Origin of the sequence: Microbacterium proteolyticum (genome assembly GCF_029639405.1) — a bacterium.
Taxonomy (GTDB): domain Bacteria; phylum Actinomycetota; class Actinomycetes; order Actinomycetales; family Microbacteriaceae; genus Microbacterium.
In genome coordinates, this window is sequence record NZ_CP121274.1 from 1,069,446 (window position 1) to 1,090,828 (window position 21,383).

General features: G+C 68.5%; 21 protein-coding genes and 1 pseudogene. 6 read left to right on the top strand and 16 right to left on the bottom strand.

What is annotated here, in order from left to right; genetic code table 11:
- Positions 1-89: 89 nt before the first annotated feature.
- From P8R59_RS05770 to P8R59_RS05780, 3 genes and pseudogenes are all read right to left on the bottom strand, one after another.
- Positions 90-254, bottom strand: a pseudogene (locus P8R59_RS05770) (transcriptional regulator); the annotation flags it as partial.
- Positions 255-272: 18 nt separating this feature from the next.
- The gene (locus P8R59_RS05775; protein ID WP_278103146.1) at positions 273-1,010 is read right to left on the bottom strand and encodes an alpha/beta hydrolase; all 738 of its coding nucleotides are present in this window, start codon (positions 1,008-1,010) and stop codon (positions 273-275) included.
- A 153-nt stretch (positions 1,011-1,163) separates the two neighbouring features.
- Positions 1,164-2,000: an NAD(P)H-binding protein gene (locus tag P8R59_RS05780; protein WP_278103147.1), complete on the bottom strand. Its 837-nt coding sequence runs from the start codon at positions 1,998-2,000 to the stop codon at positions 1,164-1,166.
- A gap of 77 nt (positions 2,001-2,077) precedes the next feature.
- Here P8R59_RS05780 and P8R59_RS05785 point away from each other — a divergent pair, with 77 nt between their 5' ends.
- On the top strand, positions 2,078-2,764 hold the full coding sequence (locus P8R59_RS05785; RefSeq protein ID WP_278103148.1) for a TetR/AcrR family transcriptional regulator: 687 nt from the start codon (positions 2,078-2,080) through the stop codon (positions 2,762-2,764).
- A gap of 65 nt (positions 2,765-2,829) precedes the next feature.
- On the top strand, positions 2,830-3,408 hold the full coding sequence (locus P8R59_RS05790; protein WP_278103149.1) for a hypothetical protein: 579 nt from the start codon (positions 2,830-2,832) through the stop codon (positions 3,406-3,408).
- Positions 3,409-3,461: 53 nt separating this feature from the next.
- On the opposite strand, the gene P8R59_RS05795 is transcribed toward P8R59_RS05790, so the two are convergent.
- From P8R59_RS05795 to P8R59_RS05845, 11 genes are all read right to left on the bottom strand, one after another.
- On the bottom strand, positions 3,462-4,406 hold the full coding sequence (locus P8R59_RS05795; protein WP_278103150.1) for an alpha/beta hydrolase: 945 nt from the start codon (positions 4,404-4,406) through the stop codon (positions 3,462-3,464).
- Positions 4,407-4,600: 194 nt separating this feature from the next.
- A complete protein-coding gene (locus tag P8R59_RS05800; protein WP_278103151.1) occupies positions 4,601-5,587 on the bottom strand; it encodes an aldo/keto reductase in 987 nt (328 codons plus the stop codon).
- Positions 5,588-5,675: 88 nt separating this feature from the next.
- On the bottom strand, positions 5,676-6,767 hold the full coding sequence (locus P8R59_RS05805; RefSeq protein ID WP_278103152.1) for an alpha/beta fold hydrolase: 1,092 nt from the start codon (positions 6,765-6,767) through the stop codon (positions 5,676-5,678).
- A 133-nt stretch (positions 6,768-6,900) separates the two neighbouring features.
- Positions 6,901-7,944 (bottom strand): hypothetical protein, encoded by a 1,044-nt coding sequence (locus tag P8R59_RS05810; protein ID WP_278103153.1) that lies wholly within the window; start codon positions 7,942-7,944, stop codon positions 6,901-6,903.
- A gap of 59 nt (positions 7,945-8,003) precedes the next feature.
- A complete protein-coding gene (locus P8R59_RS05815; protein ID WP_278103154.1) occupies positions 8,004-8,966 on the bottom strand; it encodes an alpha/beta hydrolase in 963 nt (320 codons plus the stop codon).
- 149 nt (positions 8,967-9,115) lie between these two features.
- Positions 9,116-9,727 carry an NAD(P)H-dependent oxidoreductase gene (locus P8R59_RS05820; RefSeq protein ID WP_278103155.1) on the bottom strand — a complete coding sequence of 204 codons (612 nt, stop codon included), beginning with the start codon at positions 9,725-9,727 and terminating at the stop codon, positions 9,116-9,118.
- Complete coding sequence (locus P8R59_RS05825) at positions 9,724-10,161, bottom strand: MarR family winged helix-turn-helix transcriptional regulator (RefSeq protein WP_278103156.1); 438 nt, start codon at positions 10,159-10,161, stop codon at positions 9,724-9,726. The genes P8R59_RS05820 and P8R59_RS05825 overlap by 4 nt, the downstream gene beginning before the upstream one ends.
- A 176-nt stretch (positions 10,162-10,337) precedes the next feature.
- Positions 10,338-11,033: a Type 1 glutamine amidotransferase-like domain-containing protein gene (locus P8R59_RS05830; RefSeq protein WP_278103157.1), complete on the bottom strand. Its 696-nt coding sequence runs from the start codon at positions 11,031-11,033 to the stop codon at positions 10,338-10,340.
- A 314-nt stretch (positions 11,034-11,347) separates the two neighbouring features.
- Positions 11,348-12,523 carry a thiolase family protein gene (locus P8R59_RS05835; RefSeq protein WP_005055005.1) on the bottom strand — a complete coding sequence of 392 codons (1,176 nt, stop codon included), beginning with the start codon at positions 12,521-12,523 and terminating at the stop codon, positions 11,348-11,350.
- A 30-nt stretch (positions 12,524-12,553) separates the two neighbouring features.
- Entirely contained in the window at positions 12,554-13,756 is a 1,203-nt protein-coding gene (locus P8R59_RS05840) for an acyl-CoA dehydrogenase family protein (protein WP_005055001.1), read from the bottom strand.
- Between the two features lies 1 nt (position 13,757).
- Complete coding sequence (locus P8R59_RS05845; RefSeq protein WP_232783957.1) at positions 13,758-15,083, bottom strand: CaiB/BaiF CoA transferase family protein; 1,326 nt, start codon at positions 15,081-15,083, stop codon at positions 13,758-13,760.
- Between the two features lie 152 nt (positions 15,084-15,235).
- On the opposite strand from P8R59_RS05845, the gene P8R59_RS05850 reads away from it, so the two are divergent.
- The 3 genes from P8R59_RS05850 (at position 15,236) to P8R59_RS05860 (ending at position 18,148) form a co-directional block, all read left to right on the top strand.
- Positions 15,236-15,991 carry an SDR family NAD(P)-dependent oxidoreductase gene (locus P8R59_RS05850; RefSeq protein WP_005054998.1) on the top strand — a complete coding sequence of 252 codons (756 nt, stop codon included), beginning with the start codon at positions 15,236-15,238 and terminating at the stop codon, positions 15,989-15,991.
- A 96-nt stretch (positions 15,992-16,087) separates the two neighbouring features.
- Positions 16,088-16,987 (top strand): LysR family transcriptional regulator, encoded by a 900-nt coding sequence (locus P8R59_RS05855; protein WP_005054995.1) that lies wholly within the window; start codon positions 16,088-16,090, stop codon positions 16,985-16,987.
- Positions 16,988-17,089: 102 nt separating this feature from the next.
- The gene (locus P8R59_RS05860) at positions 17,090-18,148 is read left to right on the top strand and encodes an alcohol dehydrogenase (RefSeq protein WP_005054993.1); all 1,059 of its coding nucleotides are present in this window, start codon (positions 17,090-17,092) and stop codon (positions 18,146-18,148) included.
- A 28-nt stretch (positions 18,149-18,176) separates the two neighbouring features.
- On the opposite strand, the gene P8R59_RS05865 is transcribed toward P8R59_RS05860, so the two are convergent.
- Together P8R59_RS05865 and P8R59_RS05870 are read right to left on the bottom strand one after the other, a co-directional pair.
- Positions 18,177-19,025 (bottom strand): 3-hydroxyacyl-CoA dehydrogenase family protein, encoded by an 849-nt coding sequence (locus tag P8R59_RS05865; protein ID WP_005054991.1) that lies wholly within the window; start codon positions 19,023-19,025, stop codon positions 18,177-18,179.
- Positions 19,022-19,774, bottom strand: a complete 753-nt coding sequence (locus P8R59_RS05870; RefSeq protein ID WP_005054989.1) for an enoyl-CoA hydratase/isomerase family protein — start codon at positions 19,772-19,774, stop codon at positions 19,022-19,024. Before P8R59_RS05870 ends, P8R59_RS05865 begins: the two co-directional genes overlap by 4 nt.
- Positions 19,775-19,986: 212 nt before the next feature.
- Between P8R59_RS05870 and P8R59_RS05875 the strand changes: the two genes are divergently transcribed.
- Positions 19,987-21,357: an NAD-dependent succinate-semialdehyde dehydrogenase gene (locus P8R59_RS05875; RefSeq protein ID WP_005054987.1), complete on the top strand. Its 1,371-nt coding sequence runs from the start codon at positions 19,987-19,989 to the stop codon at positions 21,355-21,357.
- Positions 21,358-21,383 lie beyond the last annotated feature (26 nt).

A 21,383-nucleotide genomic window follows, 5' to 3' on the forward strand; every position in this document is an offset into this window, starting at 1 on the left:
CTGCCCACCGCCGACGTGAGGGTCAGCAATCGCTGGCCGCTGCTGCCGGGGAGGTGGAGCACCTCGCAATGCAACTCGAGGTCACCCACCTAGGGGTGGCGCAGCCTCCTCGTTCCGCTCGAACACAACCGCACGTCGCGCCTCGCCCACAGGCGCGCGAACTCTCGACTTTTCAACGACGCCTCGCCCGCGAGCTCGGCGAGCCCGGGATCGTCCGGATACTGCCCCGCCACGTTCCGGAGCGACGCGACCGCCGACGCCGCCTCAACTTCTCACATGCCGCACGAAGAACCTCCCGGCATCCTCTCCCGCGAACGCCGGAACGCCCGTGTGCCGCCCATGTTGGCGACGAGCGTCTTCTCGCGCGAGCCGAACGCGTCGAACAGGTCGAGCGCCGCCTGACGGTCGTTGCCCTCGTCGTCCCACTGCAGAAGGACATGGATCGGGATGCCGATCCCCTGCGCCTCCTCCATCGTCGAGCGGGGCACGTAGCTTCCGGCGAAGAGCCCCGCGGCCGCGATGCGCGGGTCGGTAGCGGCGAGCCGGACGCCGACCGCGATGACTCCGCCGGAGAAGCCGACTCCCGGACCGACGTCGGGCAGGGCGAGCACGGCATCCAGGGTGGTCTGCCAATCGGGGACGGCCGCATCCACGAGCGGGAGGATGAGCCGGTCGGTCACGTCAGCGCTCGGCTTCTCGCCCGCGGCGAGCGCGGCGCGCAGATCGGCGCGAGCCTCATCGGCACCGGGCAGCGGCGGGCGGTCACCGGTGCCGGCGAGCTCGATCGTCACCGACGCGAAGCCGTCCGCCGCGGCCGCCGCGGCGCGGGCGACGAGCCGCGAGTACATCCGGCGCGTGCCGAAGCCGCCGGGCTGGTTCAGGAGGAGCAGCGGCACCGGCGACGACGGGGTGGCGGTGGGTGGCATCCACAGGATGCCGGCGAAACCGGCGAGCGTGAACTCGCGCTCGAGGACGCCGTCGTCGAGCAGGGTGTGTGAGGTGAAGCGCATGGTCATGCCTTTCGGGAGCACGGGGTGGGGGTGCTCCCGGGCGACCTAGCGCCCGACCGTGACTCCGCTGAGGAGCACCCACGTCGATTCGTTCACGGGGACCACCTCCTCAGGCTTCAGCACGGACCACCGAACAGTATCCCGACCCGCCCCTCAACGGAACAGGTCGGCGTGGTCGACGACCCATGCGCGGAAAGTGCGCGACGGGCGGCCCGTGATGCGCGTGTACTCGTCGGAGATCGGCGGAGTCGCGCCGACCGCCTCGCGCCAGTCCTTGATGATCTGCCGCACCCACACCTCGGGCACGAACCGCGACAGCATCGCCGACGACTCCGCCTCGGTCTGCTCGACCACCGTCACCGGCCGCCCGATCACGTCACCGATCAGCGCCACCTGCTCGCGAAGAGTCAGGCGCTCCGGTCCGGTGAGCACCGGCGCGGCACCGACGAGAGCGTCGGTGGTGAGGGCGACCACGGCGACATCGGCGATGTCCTGCTCGTGAATGGGCGCCTGCACCGCGTCGGGGTACGGCAGCGGAACGGCGCTCTCGCCCTTCACGCCCCAGCTCCAGCGGGCTGCGTTGCTCGCGAACCCGCCCGGACGCAGGAACGTGTACGCGAGCCCCGACCGGGCGACGGCCTCCTCGACACGGAGGAACCGCGAGCCGTTGAAGTCCTCCGCCGCCCCCGGAAGCGTCACGGACGACGACGACAGGACGACCACGTGCCGGACGCCCGCCGCCGCGAAGGTCGCCAGGAGCGGCTCCGGCTCGGCGAGGTCGGCATAGAGGAACACGCGCTCGACACGCGTCAGAGCCTCGGTGAACGACGCCGGGTCATCGAGATCCGCCGCGAACACCTCCACCTCGGCGGGCAAAGCCAGCTTCTGCGGCGTCCGGCTCGTCGCGCGCACCCGCTCCCCACGATCGAGCAGACCCGCCACGACCGCACCACCCACGGCACCACTGGCACCGACAACCAGAATCGACATGATCACTCCTTCACGAACGATGTTCGCGAACAATGTTCGTCACGAATGTCGATCGTGTCAAGTGATAGCGTGTCGCCATGCCTTCGCCCGCAGAGCCGGTCTCACGTCGCGCTCGCCCCGCGAAGGCGCCGCTGTCCCGGCAGTCGATCCTCGACGCGGCGATGGCTCTGATCCGCGAGAAAGGCGTCGACGCCGTCAGCCTGCGACACGTCGCCGCGCGGGTCGAAACCGGCCCCGCCTCGCTGTACGCGTACTTCGGCAACCGCGACATCCTGCTCGAACACGTCCTGGATGCCGCATACGCAGAGGTCACCCTCGTGGATGCCACGGGCAACCGACGCGACTGGCGAGCCGCTCTCGCCGGGACCATCGTCCACACGATCGAGACGCTGGAGACCTACCCCGGCCTCGGCATGATCGCGCTCGGCTCGATCCCCGTCCTCCCCGGCGCGCTGCGCCTCGCGGAACACGAACTGGCACTGATGGAGGCGGGCGGCATCCCCGCCGACCGCGCCGCGCTCGCGATCGACCTCATCGCGCAGTTCGCCGCGTCGACCGCGGTTGAGCGAAGCGTCCGACTCAACCGTGGGGACTCTGGCGAGGAGCGCGGACGTATCCGCGCCTCGTACGACGGCGCCGATCCCGAGCGATTCCCCCGCGTCGCCCGATCTGCCGCACTCCTCACCGGACCCGATGAAGCGGCACGGCGCGACTTCGCTATCGAGGTGCTCCTGAGCGGAATCGAGCAGTCCGGCCGCGACTAGCGCTGTCCCCCGACCTTTGCGGGCGGGCCTGGTCGATGTCGGTGCCCGGGAGTACCGTCGGCGCCATGAAACCGGACGAGCTCTTCCTCCATGCCGACGCCGCCATTCGCGAAGTCATCGACCGCATCGATTCCGCCGACTTCTCGGCGCCCGTTCCGAAGGAGTGGAGCCAGCTCGAATCGCCGACGCTGCTCGGCATCATCGGCCGGCACGCCTACGACGAAGCCTGGATCCCCGACGTGATCGCCGGACGCGCCGCCGCCGACGGCGACCCGTACGCCGACGCCGACCTCCTCGGCGACGATCCGATCGCCTCGTACGACGCTCTCAATGACGTGGCGACCGCCGCCGTTCGCACGGGCGAGTTCGCGGAGACGTTTCGGTTCACGTACGGCGACTACCCGGCGGCGGAGGGCTTCGCGCACATGGCGACCTACCGCGCGTTCCAGGCGTACTCGATCGCCAAGCACTTCGGCATCCCGTTCCACCTCTCCCCCGAACTGATCGACGGGCTCAACGAGCACGTCGTGCCGCACGCCGACGAGTGGCGCCAATGGGGCGTGTTCCCGCCCGCGATCGAGCCGCCCGCGGATGCCGACGACGAGACCCGGCTGCTGTGCGCGGTGGGGTTCTGGGTGGCGTAGGCGCAGAGTAAGTCGACTCCTTCCGCGCGAGGGAACACGGCGACCGGTGGCCGTCAGCGCGTCGACAACCCGCTCAAGAATGCCGCGGTGGAGGTCGAGATCTCCGCCGAACGCGTGTGGTGGAGATAGTGCTCACCGTCGAGCGGGATGACCGATCCGTGCACGCTGACGGATGCCTGTTGCTCGTGGAGCGCGAGCCAGCCGGGGGTCTCGGTGTCGCCGTTGGCGACGAACAGCAGGACCGGAAGGGACGCGGGGAACGAGAGCCCGTCGACCGCCGAGAAGTTCGCCACCGAGTGATTCATTTCGTCGATCATCGTCGGCGCCGTTGAGTTTCTCGTGGTGAGGAGGCGCATCTGCTCTTTCGACTCCTCGTCGTAGGGCATCCCGGCGTACGCGTCACCCGAGGTCGCCGCGAGGAGTCTGAGGATGCCGAGGTCGCGCAGGGCGACGAGCCCGTCGGTGGGGACGGGTTCGTCCCACCCCGGTTGCCCGGGAACGCTGCTGTCGATTCCCACGAAGGCGACGAGTTCATCGGGGTACAGGGTGCTGTAGTGCAGCGCGTAGATGCCGGCGATGGAGTGCCCCATCAGGACATACCGATCCACCCCGAGTCGCTGGAGGGCGGAGTGGACCTCACGGGCGATGTTGTCAGCCGTTCGCGGAGTGTCCGCCTGGTCGCTCAGCCCCGTCCCCAACGGCTCCACGGCGATGACGCGGTGGGAGTCGCCGAGGGCGTCGATGAGGGGCGCGAAGTCGAGCGCCGGCGCGGACGTACCCAAGCCCGGAAGGAGAACGATCGTCTCTGCCCCCTCGCCGCGGTCGACGACGTTGATGTGCTTGCCCCCGATGTCGACGAGCTTCCCGTAGGGCGTGATCGCGCCGGCTTCCGACGAGGTGGCGACGGCATTCACCGTCGACGTCGTCGCGAGGAACAGGACGGGGATGGCGGCGATGATGCCGAGGGTGACGAGGGCGGCCTTCACGGGTTTCTTCATGGTGCTTCTCTCAAAAGGGCGGGTGGGAAGCCCGCGGGATCCTCCCTCCATCACAGCGGCGCGGGATGAGTGAGAGAAGTGTCGCCATGGCACCTCGCACAGTGACATGTGTCACTGTTCCCGGCGACTCCGGGCGCGTCTCGGAGGTTCTCGATGCTGTTCCCGGACCGACGAGGTGGCCCAACCCCGACGGGCTACCGCCCGACGTACCCCATGTGCTGCGCGTTGTAGCGGTCGCCCTGCACGTGGACGCGTTGCGCCAGGCTGTCGAGATCAGCGAGGTCGTCTGCCGACAACGCCACCGCGGTAGACCCGGCGTTCTCTTCGATGCGAGACGTGCGGCGCGTGCCCGGGATGGGGACGATCCACGGATGCTGAGCCAGAAGCCACGCGAGCGCGACCTGCCCCGACGTCGCCCCCCTCGACGCTGCCACCGCGCCAATGTGGTCGACGAGGGCGCGGTTGGCCTCGCGATTCTCCTCGGTGAACCGCGGAATTGTGGAACGGACGTCGCCGTCCGAGAACGACGTGCTCTGATCCACCGTTCCGGTGAGAAATCCCTTGCCGAGCGGTCTGAACGGAACGAAACCGATCCCCAACTCCGCGAGCGTCGGCAGAACCTCCGACTCGGGGTCGCGAGTCCACAGCGAGTACTCGCTCTGCAGCGCCGTCACGGGGAAGACCGCGTGGGCGCGACGGATCGTCGCAGCGGACGCCTCGGACAAGCCGAAATGACGCACCTTCCCCTCGGCGACGAGCTCACCGACGGTGCCCGCAACGTCGTCCATCGGCACGTCGGGGTCTACGCGGTGTTGGTAGAACAGGTCGATCACATCGGTGCGCAGCCGCCGCAGCGAGGCCTCCGCGACGGCGCGGATCTGCTCGGGCCGGCTGTCGAGACCCACGCTCTTGCCGTCTCGGATGTCCCACCCGAACTTCGTCGCGATGACGACCTCGTCGCGCACGGGTTCGAGGGCCTCACCCACGAGCTCCTCGTTGACGTACGGACCATAGACCTCGGCCGTGTCGAAGAAGGTGACACCGAGGTCGACCGCCGAACGGAGAACCTCGATCATGTCGTCACGGGTGCCGGGGTTGGGGCCGTAGCTCTGCGACATACCCATGCAGCCGAGGCCCACGGCCGACACCTTCAGTCCTTGTCCCAATTCGCGGGTGTGCATGATCGATCCCTTCGTGGCGTGACCTCGACGCTACGCCCACCCCGGGGAGTCCGGAACGCCCGCCCACCGCAGCGGGCGGGCGCCCCGCTCACACAGACGCGGCCTGCTCCGACCGGTCGTCGGCCGCCACCGGCGTCGCCAACAGATCGGTGAGGGCCGCGTCGACCTGCGGAATGAATCCCGGGTCGACTCCGAACAGGCCGAGGTGGCCGTGCACATCGTCGATGACGCGGAGTTCGCTGCCGGGCACGAGCGCCTGCTCGGCGGCGCAGTCGCGGACGGGGAAGAACATGTCTTCGCTGATCGGCATCACGAACGTCTTCGCGGTGATGCGTCCGAGAGCAGCGGCCAGGTCACCGCCGGTGTGGCGCGAGACGTCGCCCCGCTGCCACTTCCACGCCGTCGCGAGCAGGGCGTTCGGGTCCATCGCCGCGAAGTACGGCTCGAGGAACTGGGTGAGGAACGCCTCCCTCGATTCGAACCCCAGAGCCGCCCACTTCTCCTGCTTCCAGAACTCGGTGGAGAGCCCCATGGTCGCCCAGAGGTGAGCCTGACGCACGAGGCCGTCGGCGACATCCTCGTGCGACGCGTACTCGCCGCCGTTCCAGCCCGGGTCCGACCAGATCTGCTCGTTGAGCGTCTCGGTGAAGAGGAAGTCGTGGGGCGTGTTCTTCGCGGTGCCCGCGATGGGCGCGGCGCGCAAGACCTTCGCGGGGAAGCGCACGGCCCACTCGTAGGTCTGCTGCGCGCCCATCGACCCGCCGACCACGAGCGCCAACGTCTCGATGCCGAAGTGCTCGCGCAGCAGACGCTCCTGAGCGACGACGTCGTCGCCGATGCGCACCTTCGGGAATCGCGACATCGAGATCGAGTCGTCGTCGGTGTTGTGCGGTGACGTCGACAGGCCGCCCCCGATCTGGTTCACCGACACGATGAAATAGCTCGACGGATCGAGCGCGTGCCCCTCGCCGACGTAGGCATCCGCCCAGATCTGATGCGTGCCCGAGTACCACGTCGGAATGAGGATCGCGTTGTCCTTCGCCTCGTTGAGCGTGCCCCACGTGCGGACGGCCAGCTTCACGTCGGGGATGACCCCGCCCTCTTCCAGTTCGAGCCTGCCGATCGAGATGAGCTCGAAATCCTGGTGCACGGCGTCGGTGTAATACGGGTTGTCGATCATCGGTCCACTCCATCGTGGTCGGGGATAGCGTCGATCCAGCATCTCGACGCCGCGCCGTCGACGCAGCCGCCACGACGGCGCGAATCCTCGCCCTCGACCCACCATTCGGCGGGGCCCTCCGGATTCTCCGAGGTCAGCCCGCCGCCGGAGTGGACGCCGGAGCCGGAAGCTCCAGCACCCGCGACGTCCGCACCCGCCAGCGGAGCAGCGCCACCGCGGCGCGCGTCCGCGCCCACCCGTCGAGGGGCGAGAAGCCGAACTCGGCCGTGATCGCGGCGATCCGCGTGGTCATCGTGCTGTGGTGGATGCCGACCATCCGGGCCGCGTCACGCACCGACGTCGACCGCACCAGCGCGTCGAGCGTCGCGATGCCCCACGGGTGCCCGGCCAACCGCGCCACCGCTTCCTCGTCGGCATCCATTCGGGGACGTATCGGCTGGTCGGCGAGGGTTTCGGCGAGGACACCGAGATCGTCGGCGCGCGAGACCCGCTCGTCGGCGGTGTCCGCCAACCGCAGCGCCACGAGCGCCGTGCGGAACGACAGGGCGAGATCGTCCCGTTCGACGGCGATCCCGATTCCCAACGGGGATGCCGCCACCTCCGCCGCCGCCGGGACCACCGCCGCGTGGACGGGGCCGAAGTCGGTGGCCACGACATCCTCTGGTCCGGCGGGGTGGGTTCGCCACACGGCGAACAGCGGCGCCACCACCGCGCGCAGGAGCGTTCCGGACGGCAGACCCCGCCGGGTGGCGGCATCCCGCCTCACCGTCGGGTCGATCGTGTCGTCGAAGACGAGAGCGAGGTCGCGGGGCGCCATCGGAACCGTCTCGTCGTACCGCATGCGCAGGGCGAGCACGAGGCGCTCGAGGATGAGCGCGTCATTGAGACCGGGTCGGTCGTCGTCGCGCTCGATCCAGACGTGCACGTCGTCGGCGATCAGCCCGCCCGCCGGCGCGGGCCCCGGCGGGAGTCGACGCCCGTCCGGACCGACGCGGACGCCCATCACCTCGGAACCTCGTCGCACCCCGACCGGCCGACCCGCCAATGCGGCGGCGGCGCTCAGCAGCCCATCGGTGCCGACGTGCCCCGCCATCAGCTCGTCGAAGCAGGCGATGACACGCAGCCCCTGACTCGCCGTCGGGTCGAGCGCCCGCAACCGACCGAGGAGTTCCTGCATGACCTGCCTCCTCGCAGCTCGGACCCAGCACCCGCCACCCCAGTCTCCCCCGAGGGTCGTCACTGCGCCAGCAGCCGCCGCAGCCAGTCCTCCCGGGCACGGATCATCGCGCGAGCGATCGAGGTGTGCGCCGCGAAGACATCGCACGCGTGGAACGCCCCCGGCCAGACATGCAGCTCGGCATCCACACCCGCCTCCCACAGCCGCCGCGCATAGTCGACCGCCTCATCGCGGAAGATCTCCGCCGAGCCCACGTCGATGAACGCCGGCGGAAGATCCCGCAGATCCTCAGCCCGGGCAGGTGCGGCGTAGGCGCTGACGTCCGGACCCCCGACACGGTCGCCCAGCAGCGCACGCCACCCGGTCTCGTTGCTGACCCGATCCCAGACGCCGACCCCGTCGAAGGCGTGCATCGACGGCGTCAGACCGCGGTCGTCGAGCATCGGATAGTCCAGCAACTGCCCGCGCAATCGCGGACCGCCGCGGTCGCGCGCAGCGAGCGCGACCCCCGCCGCGAGGCCGCCCCCCGCGCTCGCACCGGCCACGAGAAGGCGATCGCTCCGGACGCCGAGCCGCCCCGCGTGCGACGCGAACCACTCCAGAGCGGCGTAGCAGTCCTCGAACGGAACGGGATCGGGGTGCTCGGGTGCCAGCCGGTAGTCCACCGTCACGAGCACGGCGCCGAGCTGTTCCACCCACCGCAGCGCATGATCCGCACCGCTGAACCGGTCGCCGAACATCATGCCGCCCGAGTGCAGGAGCAGGATGCCGGGACCAGCCGCGCCCGCGGAGGGACGAACAATCGAGGCCCCGATCGCGGCACCCCACCCGGGCACCTCGACGTCCTCCACGGTCACATCCCGACCGGCGAGGAGATCGTCGCGAGGCGGTGACGCGTACGCCCGTCGCATGAACGGGATCAGGTCGGGGGTGATCGTCGGCGGGAAGACCCCTCCCACGACAGCCAGCGCGGCCCGCAGTTCGGGGTCGAAGACGCTGCGACCGGGTGGTGAGGGGTGCACCCCCGCATCGTGCCCCACGACGGCGCCGCGGCGCCAGCGTGGGCGTCGGCTTCCGCGCCCGGGTACGCCGTCTGGGCGAGATGGATGCCGCTGACGCGAAGTGGCGTCGAACGTAGACGGTCGGCGGCCCGGCACGGAGGGCGCCGAGGCTAGGACGCGTCGCGGGTTCCCAGGCGCCGTGCGGTGTCGACCCAGGTGCCGCGGACATCGTCCGTCCGGTGGCGGACCTCCGAGAACCGGGTGATGCCCGTCGTGCGGATACCGCAGTAGCCGAGGATCGCGCGTTTCAGGCTGGTCTCGGATGCGTTGCGGTACGCGAAGCGGTTCCACCATGTCGGCGAGTCCATCGTCATGATCAGCCGGGCGGTTCGCCCCGTGAGCAGACGGTCCCACCCCTTGCCGGACGGGTGATAACGGAACGTCGCGTTGGCGAGGAAGGTGCCGTCGATGAACGCCTTCAAGGCCGCGGGATACGTGCCCCACCACTGCGGGTAGACGAAGGTCACATGAGTGGCCCAGAGAAGGGCGTCGACGTACTCCTTCACCTGAGGGTCCAGGGGGAGATCACTCTCGTCGCGGGGCGCACGCAGCTCGTTCCGCGTACGCGGGTGAGCAGGGATCGGCTGCGTCGACAGATCGATCACCCGAACCTCGGCGCCGGCGCCGTTGGCGCCTTCGACGTAGGAGTCGGCGAGGGCATGGACGAGGCTGCCGGCGATGGGGGTGCCGATGACGACGAGGATGCGGCGAACGGTTGTCACGGTCGTTCCTTCTGTTCGAGGAGGCGGGTCAGGGCGATCAGGCGAGCATTCAGCAGCGGAACGGACAGGTCGCCCTCAGCGTCGGCCGACGAAACGAAGACGGATGCGAACTCCGCCTCGAGCCGCGCTCCCGCGTCGCGCACGAGCGAAATCGCGGACTCCGACGGCGACAGCAGGATCCGTCGGCCCACGTCCGGCTGGGTGAGCACCCAGCCCCCGGCCACGAGAGCCGGAACCCGCTTGCTGACAGCTGCCTTGCTGATCCGCAGGGCACGTGCGAGTTGGCTGATATCGAGAGGCGCGAGTTCGACCAGGGCCGCCAAGACCGAAAAGAGGTTGTAGCCGACTCCGTGGTGGCGACGGAGGTAGTCGTCCGCGTAGGAGTCCATCGCGGAGACGAGCTCATGCAGGGTGACAGTGATCCGGTCCGACATGGCATGAGTCAACCAGTTAACACGAACCGTGTCAACTGGTTGACTCACTGGTGTTCCGTTTTGCCAGGCATGTGCAGCCCGCTGCAGCCTGCGAGCGCGCATCGTCGCTGGAGAGGACGCCGGGGAACTCCACCTTCCGCACGCCAGCGCCCGGCTCGGCCGCGGCCAGCGCGATGCTACGCCCGGCTGCTGCCGCCGGGATCTCCGTCGAAGAACTCCCAGCGCCCCTCGGAGACCACGCGCACGTCGGTGCCGTCGACCACGAGGGCCGTCTGGTCGTCGATCGCGTACGCCGGTCCGGCGATCTTCGCCGACCACCGCCGCGCGTTCTCGCTCGTGTTGAACGACCAGCCCGGATAGTCCAGGTGCGGAAAGATCGAGAAATCGACGAGGCCGAGGGTCTCGTCGGTGCCGTCCGGTCGCCACTCGACGAACTCCGGCCCGATGCGCGGCGTCAACACCATGCTGCCGCCGCTCACCCCGACCCAGACCGTGTCGCGCAGCGACGAGAGAAGCTCCGCGAGCCCGGACTCGCGCATCCAGTGCGCCAGGTAGACCGCCTCGCCGCCATCCACCAGCAGCACGTCGGCCTCGCGCACCCATGGCATCCAGCGCTCCTCGCCGATGGTGGGCAACGCCGTGAGCTCGAGGACGCCGACCGACTTCCAGCCCAGGTCGGCGAAGTGTGCGTCGCCGCCCCACCGGCCCGCGACCGTGCGCCACACGCTCTCCGGCGTGCACATCGGGTGTCCCCACTGCGCGGTCGGAACGACCAGCGCGCGCGACTCTTCGACGGGCTTGCCGAGGAGTTCCACGAGGGCGGCGCGAATGCTGTCGTTCGTGATCCCGCCGGAGGTCAGGAGGAGCTTCACGATTCACTCGATTCGGTCGAACCTGTAGGTTCCCGCTCGAGATGGCGGATAACCCCAGGGATTCCACGCTAGTTGGCGGTGGTCCCGGACTCAGGATTCCACGGGAAATGGCGGATTCCTACACCGCTCTCTGACGCGCCGACCCTGTCTGGTCAGCGGCCTGTCACGGCGGCGAGAGCGCTGGAGGTCACTGCAGCTGGCCGAGCTCGAGCATCTCACCGTCGAGGAAGAACGTCGGAGGGGAATGCTGAAGCTTCGGTTGACTCTGGGACTGCCAATGACCCCACCACGAACGGATGCTCGCGGTCTCACTGTCACCGTTCCAGCACGACGGCGAGGCCTTGACCCACGCCGATGCAGATCGCCACGACGGCGACGCCGCCTCCGCGTCGCGCAAGCTCATGCGCGGCATGCCCGAGAATGCGGCCCCCCGAAGCGCCCAGCGGATGGCCGATGGCCAGCGCTCCGCCGTGGATGTTGACCCGCTCAGGATCAAGTTCAGGCCACCCGGCGACGCATGCGAGCGACTGTGAAGCGAACGCCTCGTTGAGCTCGACCACGTCGACATCGGCCCAGGACCGGCCGGCGCGTGCGAGCGCCTTGTTCGCCGCCTCGATCGGCGCGATCGGGAACAGATGCGGATCGACGCCATGCGCCCCGCGTCCCGCAATCCGCGCGAGTGGCTCGCCGGGCAGCGCACCCTCCGCGGCGATCAGAACGGCGGAAGCGCCGTCGTTGATCGGCGAGGAGTTGCCGGCGGTGACGGTGCCTTCGCCGTCGCGCGCGAACAGCGGAGTAAGCCCGGCGAGCTTGTCCACGGAAGTGTCGTCCCGGATGCCCTCGTCGCGTGCCAGGTCGGCCCCTGGCACGTGCACGATCTCGCCATCGTAGACCCCGTCAGCCCACGCTTTAGCTGCCAGCCGGTGAGAGCGCACGGCGAACTCGTCCTGGGCATCTCGGGAGATTCCCCACTCTCGGGCGATCTTCTCCGCCGATTCTCCATTGGAGATGGTCCACTGCTTCGGCAGCTTCGGGTTGGTCATCCGCCACCCGATGGAGGTGTTCCACAGTGTCTGGTTACCGACCGCCGGCCACGGCCTCGGCGACTTCTCCACGATGAACGGCGCCCGGCTCATCGACTCCACTCCGCCGGCGAGCACGAGACCGGCGTCGCCGGTCTCGACAGCGCGGGCGGCCTGGATCACCGCTTCCAGCGACGACGAGCAGAGTCGGTTGACGGTCACGCCGGTGACACTGGTGGGGAAGCCTGCCAGCAGCGCCCCGAAACGGGCGACGTCGCGGTTGTCCTCTCCTGCTTGGTTCGCATCGCCGAAGATCACGTCATCGATGCGCGCGGGGTCGAGGCCCATGCGCGCGACGGTCGCCTTCATGACGACTGCGGCGAGATCGTCGGGCCGGATGCCGCTGAGCGCGCCACCCGCCCGCCCGAAGGGGGTGCGGACAGCATCGTAGACAAAGCTCGCGGTCATGGCGGGCTCCCTTCCGTGGTCGGCCGAGGGTCAGGCGAACGCCGATATTCCGGTGATCTGGCGCCCGATGATGAGCGACTGGATGAAGTCGGTTCCCTCATACGTGTGGACGACTTCCATGTCGGTGAGGTGGCGGGCGACGTGGTTCTCCAGAAGGAGTCCGTTGCCGCCGAGGAGGTCACGGGCATCCCGGCAGAGTGCACGCGCGTGCTCGCCGGTGAACATCTTCGCGAGCGAGGCCTGTTCGTTCGTCAGTCGGCCTTCATCCTGCAGGGTGGCTGTGCGGAAGCAGAGCAGCTGCATCGCGGTGAGATCGGCGAGCATGTTGGCCAGCTTGTTCTGCACCAGCTGGTAGCTCGCGATGGGCTTGCCGAACTGGACGCGCTCCTGGACGTAGGCCGCTGCCGCCTCGTACGCGGCGAGTGCGTGCCCGAGCGCCTCCCACGCGACGGTGCTGCGGGTGCGATTGAGGATCGCGGAGACGTCCCGAAAGGAGCTCGACTTCGCGAGCTTGTTCCCGGCAGGGATCCGCAGTCCGGAGATCTCGATGTGCGCCTGCTGGATCGCGCGTTTGGCGATCTTCCCGGTGATCGCCTCGGCCTCATATCCGTCGGGGTATCCTCCATCGGCATTCTTCTCAAGGACGAATGCCTTCACCTTCGAGTCTGCGGTGTCGCGTGCCCAGATGATGACGATGTCGGCGACATGGCCGAGGCCGATCCACCGCTTGGCACCGTCGATCACATAGACGTCTCCTTCGCGGCGGGCTGTGGTTTCCAGCGCAACGGAGTCTGATCCGTGCTCGGGCTCGGTCAGCGCGAACGCGCCGAGCTTGCGGAGGGCTGCCATTTCGGGCAGCCAGCGCTGCTTCTGCTCGTCGTCGCCGAGCAGTGCGATGCTGCCCATCGCGAGTCCCGAGTGCACGGCATTGAGCGTGTTCACACTGCCGTCGCCGCGTGACAGTTCCATCGCGACGAGGCCGGTCTGCAGTCGGGTCAGTCCCGGGCAGCCGTAGCCCTGGATCGCGGTGCCCACGATCCCAAGCTCGCCCAGGGCGGGGAGGATCTGGTAGGGGAAGTCCGCCAACTCCCAGTGTTCGTTGATGACAGGGAGGACCTCGGAGTCCACGAATCCGCGCACACGTGTGATGAGGTTGCGGTCGTCGTCGCCGAGAAGATCGCCGATCTGGTAGAAGTCTGTGTCGACCGGGTGTGCTGTCGTCGTGATCGTCATCTTAGTGTCCCTCTTCCCGAATCGCCGGGACGGTGACCCGGCCGCCGACGTGGTCTTCATCGCCTTCCGCGTCTTGCAGCCACCGTCGGACCGCCTCGCCATCCTGGTCGAGTGCAGGAGGCGCGGTGCGGTAGGTCGCGGGGGTGCGGGAGAACGTGATCGGGTTGCGAATGGTGGGCACCGCCTGGTCGTCGGTGCCGGCCGGAACGCTCGGGTCCAGCCCGATCTTGGCGGCGAACTCGACGCCTCCGCGAACATCCAGGACCGGCGCGCATGGGACCTGCAACGGGCTGAGGATGTCGAACCATTCCCATGCGGTCTTGGACGCCAGCCGTGCTGTCAGCAACGGGCGCAGGGCGTCTCGGTGCGCGCTGCGGTCCGCATTGGACGCGAAGCGGGTGTCTGCGGCCAGCTGCGGCAGCCCGATGGTGTCGCAGAACGTGGCGAACTGCACATCGTTGCCGATCGCGAGGACCAGTTCCCCGTCACGGGTGGGGAACGGTGCGTAGGGGTAGATACTGGGGTGGTCGTTGGCCATCCGGGTAGGAGACTGCCCGCTGAGCAGGAACCCGCCGGTCTGGTTGACCATGCCCGACAGTGCGGAGGACAGCAGGTTCAGTTCGACGTGCTGTCCCTCTCCCGAACGCTGTCGGTGGTAAAGGGCGGAGGTGATCGCGATGCAGGTGTGCAATCCGGTGATCACATCGAACACCGCAACGCCCGCGCGGAATCCTTCCGCGTCCGGCGCGCCGGTCACGCTCATCAGTCCGGACAGTGCCTGTGCGAGCAGGTCGTAGCCGGCGAGCCCTGCGCCTCCCGCGGTGCCGAAGCCGGTGATCGACGCGTAGATCACATTGGGGTTCTCCCGCTTGACGGACTCGTAGTCCAGGCCGAATCGCCGGAGCCCGCTGGGTTTGAAGTTCTCTGTGACCACATCGGCTCTGGCCGCGAGACGCTGTGCGAGGACAAGGTCATCGGGGTTGCGGAAGTCCAGCACCACAGACTGCTTGTTCCTGTTGATGGAGAGGAAGTAGGTCGACTCGCCTCGGTACTCCGGTGGCCGGTAGCTGCGTGTCTCATCCCCCAGCGGGCTCTCCACCTTGATGACCGTCGCGCCGAGGTCCGCGAGCAGCATCGTGCAGTAAGGGCCGGCAAGTACCCGGCCGAAATCGGCGACTAGGAGGCCGTCGAAAGGGCCGCCGGGAACGTCCTGCACCGTCCGGTCATCCGGGAGCGAGCTCTTCATCATCGGGAACACCTCAGTCGTCGTCATGTCCATCCAGACTCCCAGCAGCCGTTTATGTCCGTCCAATACCTGATCGGACACGTATTGATGCTGTGATCTCATGAAACGAGGGGCTGTTCCAGAACGGCACACTCGAGACTCCCGTTTGGACATCACCCTGGGGAGCGTCGAGGCGACGGTGCCGACAGCGGCCTGCGCCTGGGCGTGATCAGCAATGAGGCTAAGGAGAACCCATGGGTAGCAGGCTTGCAGGCAAGGTCGCGATCGTCACCGGCGCGGCGAACGGGATGGGGCGCGCGCATGTGCGCCGCCTCGCCCAGGAAGGGGCGAGCGTCCTCGCCACCGACGTCGACTCCGCCGGGCTCGAGCAGACCGTCGCCGAAGCGAACAGTGACGGCGGGACGGCCGTGGGGCTGGAGCAGGACGTCGCGATCGCGGCGAGGTGGGACGAGATCGTGGTAGAAGCCGAGCAGCGTTTCGGTCGGCTCGACATCCTGGTCAACAACGCGGGGGTGCTCATCCTCAAGCCCGTCGAGGAGACCACAGAGGAGGAGTGGGACCTCATCTTCCGCATCAATGCCAAGGGCGTCTTCCTCGGCACCAAGGCCGCGGCGCCTGCTCTGGTCCGCTCAGGCGGCGGATCGATCGTGAACATCTCGTCCATCTACGGCATCGTCGGCGCACCGAGCGCCGCCGCGTATGAGGCGTCAAAGGGCGCCGTCCGGCTGCTGACCAAGGCCAGCGCGGTGGACCTGGCCAAGTACGGCATCCGGGTGAACTCTGTGCATCCCGGTGTCATCGCCACCCCCATGACCACGGGGCTGCTGGCGACGCCGGAGTCGACGAAGGCCGTGCTGTCCACGACGATCCTCGACCGGCCCGGCCAGCCCGAGGAGGTCTCGAACGTCGTGCTCTTCCTCGCCTCGGACGAGGCTTCCTTCGTCACCGGCGCCGAGTATGTCGTGGATGGCGGCTATACCGCGCAGTGATCTCGGTCGGCCGGGGTCTGCGCGACCCCGGCCGACTCATCCAGACTTGTATGCCAATCCACCTTCCATCGGTACGGATTATGCAATAATCCCTGGATGGATCTGCAGCAGCTGCGCGCCTTCCTCGCCGTCGCCGAGGAACTGCACTTCGGGCGGGCAGCCGAGCGCCTGCATATGGCGCAGCCGCCGATCAGCCGCGGCATCCAGCAGCTGGAGCGGGAGTTGGGTGCGCGGCTGTTCGAGCGGAGCACCCGCAAGGTAACGCTGACCTCGGTGGGCGAGGCCCTCGTCGCCCCCGCCCAGGAGGTCCTGGACGCGCTGGACAGGGTGAGCAGGGTCGCCCGCGCAGCCGGAACGGGCGAGATCGGTCACGTCCGTCTGGCGTACGCGGGTGCGTCCTCCAACGTGATGGTCGGATTGCTCGCCCGAGCGGTCAACCAGAACCACCCGGGCATCCACCTCGAGCTGCTCAGCCAGCACTTCGCCCAACCGGCGATGCAGCTGCTCACCCGCGGCGACATCGACATCGCCCTCGGCAGGTGGGACCACATTCCCGCCGCCGTGCGCACCCGCGTGATCGCTGTCGAGGAACTCGTCATCGCCGTCCCGGAGACCCACCGTCTAGCCGACGCCGGTGCCGTGTCGATCGCGCAGTTCGAGGGTGAGCCGTTCGTGTCGCTCCAACCGCAGACCGGCACGTTGCTGCTGGAGCGGCTGCGACAGATGAGTAGAGCCGCCGGGTTCAACGCCGATGTCGTCCAGCACGCACCGGACTCGTGGACGCTGATGTCCCTCGTCTCCGCCGAGATCGGCTGCTCATTGACCCTGTCCTCGGTGATCGACAGCATCGCCGACCCGCACTTGCGCTTCCTGCGCCTGACCGACGACGTCGCACCTGTCGAGCTGCGGATGGCGTGGCTGCGCGACAGCGACGACCGTGCCTTGCACGCCGTGCTCCGGTTGTCCGAATCCGTCCTCCCGACGCCGCAGGACTAAGGGTCGCCAGGTATCAATCCGCCTGCCATTTGGTATTGGAGAGAATCAGAACGAAGTGGAAGCGTGGAGTCCACTGTGCGTATATCAACGGCGAGGACAACCATGCACGCGTTCGCGATCTTCCAAGACGACCACACCGTGACCGATGTGGAACTGCCGACACCAACGCCCGAGGGCACCGAAGTGCTCCTCCGCGTTGTTCGCTCCGGGGTGTGCCACACCGACATGCACCTGCGTGAGGGGTACTACGATCTCGGCAGCCGGGGGCGTCTGAATCTGATCGACCGGGGCGTCACCTACCCGCTTGTCCTCGGCCATGAGGTCGTCGGCGTCGTCGAAGCGGCCGGCCCCGACGCCGACGGGGTCTCGCCGGGTGAGCATCGCCTTGTCTACCCATGGATCGGCGACGGCTCCTGCGACGCATGCCAGGCAGGTCACGAGAACCTGTGCCCCTCGCCCCGTAACCTCGGCGTCGCCCGCCACGGCGGGTATGCCGAGTTTATCCTCGTCCCGCACCCCCGTTACCTCCTCGACGTCACCGGGATCGAAGAGCGGTGGGCCGCAACTCTCGCCTGCTCCGGCCTGACCGCCTACAGTGCCGCGCGCAAGGCCCTTCCGGCCACCGCGTCCGATCCGGTCGTGGTGATAGGCGCCGGCGGTGTCGGGTTGATGGCGATCGCCACGCTGCGCGCGCTCGGCCACGAAGCAGTCCTCGCGGTGGACCTGCAGGAGCGCAATCTGGAACTGGCGCGGCAGCTCGGAGCGACCACGACGATCTCCGCCCGCCAGGAAGACCTTGCCGCCGCCATCGTCGCCGGCGCCGGTGGGCCGGTCGCGGCGATCGTGGACTTCGTCAACAACTCCACAACAGCTCCCGCTGCGTTCGCCGCGCTCCGCAAGGGCGGAACGATGGTTCAGGTCGGGCTGTTCGGCGGAGAGCTGGTCATCCCCACCGCGTTGCTCACTCTGAAGATCATCACCATCCGCGGAAGCTTCGTCGGGTCCCTCGGCGAGCTCGAGGAGCTCGTCGGGCTCGCGCGGCGCGGCGCGCTCCCGCATCTCCCGATCATCGACGGGGAGTTGTCTGCGACGGCGGTGCAGGATGCGCTGGACCGGCTCGCCGCGGGCGGCGTGCCCGGCCGGATCGTGCTCAGCGCGTGACCGCGCCGGGCGTCCAGCCGGCCACGACTCACGCGTAGTCGAAGAAGCCGCGTCCCGTCTTGCGTCCCAGCTCCCCGGCCGCGACCTTGTCGCGGAGGATCTGCGGCGGGGCGAACCGCTCGCCGAGCGTCTCATAGAGGTATTCGGCGATCCCGAGACGCACGTCCAGCCCGACAAGATCGGAGGTGCGCAACGGACCTGTCGCGTGACGGTATCCCAGCACCATCGCCGTGTCGATGTCCTCAGCGCTGGCCACCCCCTCTTCGAGCATCCGCATCGCTTCCAGCGCGATTGCCGCGCCCAGGCGGGAGCTCGCGAAGCCGGGCGCGTCGTTGACGACGATCGGGGTCTTCCCCAGCGATGTCACCCACTGCTCCGCCCGTTGCCGCAGGTCCGGGTCGGTCGACGGCGTCAGCACGATCTCGACGAGTGACGAGGGCGGCACCGGATTGAAGAAGTGCAGTCCGCACACGCGCTCCGGCCTCGCGAGCTGCGCCGCGAGCCTTGTCACCGACAACGATGAGGTATTCGTGGCCAGCCACGCCGACTCCTCCACGATCCCCTCTGCTCTCTGCATCGCCTCGACCTTGAGTGCGAATGTCTCTGGGACCGCTTCGATCACGAGCTCGGCATTCCGCAGCGCCTCGTAGTCGGCGCTGGCCGCGACGCGGCCGGCGATTGCGTCGACGTCGACCGAGGCATCCCGCTCCGCGGCCTTGCGGATCCCATCGGCCAACCGCGCGGCGGCCGCGCCCGCCGCTGCCGGGTCGCGTTCGATCACGGTGACCTGCGCGCCCGCCTGAGCGAATACCTGCGCGATACCGGCGCCCATGCGGCCGCCCCCGATCACGCCGACGGTGGAGGGAACAGTGATCATCGGGTCTCCTGAGAACGGTTGAGGAATCGGGTCATCAGCTGCGTCTTGGCGTCCGACTCGAACAGGATCGCCTGCGCGAGTTCGTCGACAAGGGGGTGGGCGTCCCGCGGCGCAGCGAGCACGCGCTTCGAGACGCGGAGGGCGAGCGGATCCTGGCCAGCGATCCGATCGGCGACGGTATCCGCCGCCGCCGCTAACTGGTCGGGTTCATGCACCGAGGCCACCAACCCACACCGCAGCGCCTCCTCGGCGTCCAGCCGGCGCCCCGTGAACAGGATCTCCTTGGCCAGCGGCTCCCCCACCAGCTCGGCGAGCCGCCAGGTCGCCCCGGCCGCGGCCAGGATTCCGATCGCCGTCTCGGGGTTGCCGAACACGGCGCGGGTGGACGCGATCCGGATGTCGGCCGCGTACGCGAGTTCCGCACCGCCCCCGATCGCGAACCCGTCGACCGCAGCGATCACCGGCATCGGCAGCCGCGCGATACGGATGAACAGCCCGGAGTTGATGCCGGCCAGCGCTTCGTCGCGGCCGCGCTCGAGCAGCTGCCGGATGTCTGCGCCAGCCGCGAACACACCCCGTTCGGGCGTAGAGGTTCCGGTGAGAATCAGGATGCGGGGCTCTCGCTCCAGGCTCGTGCATACCGCGTGAAGTTCGTCGACCATGTCGTCGTTGATCGCGTTTCGCACGTCAGGACGGTTCAGTTCGACGTGAAGCCGGTCCGCGCCCTCGCGGAGTATCAGAGTGGTCACCGTCCCAGCCTCCCATCACCGATCAATGCGCGTCCAATACCCGATCCACGTACATCTGATGCGCCATCGTCATCAATCTGGACCGGGATCAGTATTGGACGAACTCGGCCACGGCGCGACAGGCTGAGAGGGCAGTACCGCGCCAGACGACCGCCGATCTGGGCGGGCGTGGCCCGTGAGACGCACGACAGCAATGAAGCGAGGAGACCACGATGGGTGCATACCGGACCATCAACCCAGCCACCGGTCAGACGGTCGCCGAGTACGCCGTGATCGGCGATGCGGACGTGGCCGACATCGTCGCCCGCTCGCACACGGCCTACCGCAAGTACCGGGAGCTGCCGCTCGCCGAACGGACGGGGATCCTGGCACGCGCGGCGCAGCTGCACCGGGACCGCATTGATGAACTGAGCGCGCTGCTGACACTCGAGGTCGGCAAACCCGTCACGCAGGCCCGCGGGGAAGTCGAGCTGGTCGCCTCGATCTACCAGTACTACGCCGACCACGCCGAAGCGTTCCTCGCCGACGAGACCCTCGACATCGTCGGCGGAGGGGAAGCGCTCGTCCGCACCGAGCCGATCGGGCCGCTGTTGGGGATCATGCCGTGGAACTTCCCCTACTACCAGGTGGCCCGGTTTGTCGCCCCCAACCTCGCACTGGGCAACACGATCATCCTCAAACACGCCCGCAACTGCCCGCAGTCCGCCCTCGCCATCGAACGCGTGCTCCACGACGCCGCGCTTCCAGCCGACGCGTACATCAACGCGTTCGTAGACAGCCGCCAGATTGCCGGCATCATCGCCGACCCGCGCGTGCAAGGGGTGTCGCTGACCGGCTCCGAGAAGGCGGGCTCGGCTGTCGGCGAGGTGGCCGGCAGGCACATGAAAAAGGTCGTCCTCGAGCTGGGCGGCTCGGACCCGTTCATCGTCCTAGAGGATGCTGACGTCGACGCGGCCGTGGCAGCCGGCGTACGCGGCCGCATCGCCAACGGCGGCCAGGCGTGCACGGCATCCAAGCGGTTCATTGTCGTGGATGCCGTCTACGACGAGTTCTCTCGGAAGTTCATCGACGCGATCACGAAGATCATCCCCGACGACCCCACGGACCCCGACACGTTCCTCGGCCCGTTGGCGTCCGCGGATGCCGGAGATGAGCTCGAGGAGCTCGTCGAGGACGCGGTCGCCAAGGGCGCCACCCTGCACATCGCCCCCGGTGCACGCCGAGAGGGCGCCTTCTACCCGCCCAGCGTGCTCACCGGGGTCACCCCGCTGATGCGAGCCTACGAGGAGGAGCTGTTCGGACCGACCGCGGTCGTGTACCGGGTGCCCTCCCCGCAGGCCGCGGTCGCCCTGGCCAACGAGTCGCCCTTCGGGCTGTCCAGCAGCGTCTTCACGCAGGATCCTCTGGCAGCCGCGCAGATCGCCCGCGAACTGGAGGTCGGGATGGTGTGGATCAACAGCACCAGCCGCAGCGCACCGGACCTCCCCTTCGGCGGCGTGAAGCGCTCCGGCGTCGGACGCGAACTCGCCCGGTACGGCATGGACGAGTTCGCGAACAAGAAGCTCATCCGAACCCCCGCCTGATATCCCCGTGTAACGCCTCCGCCGCG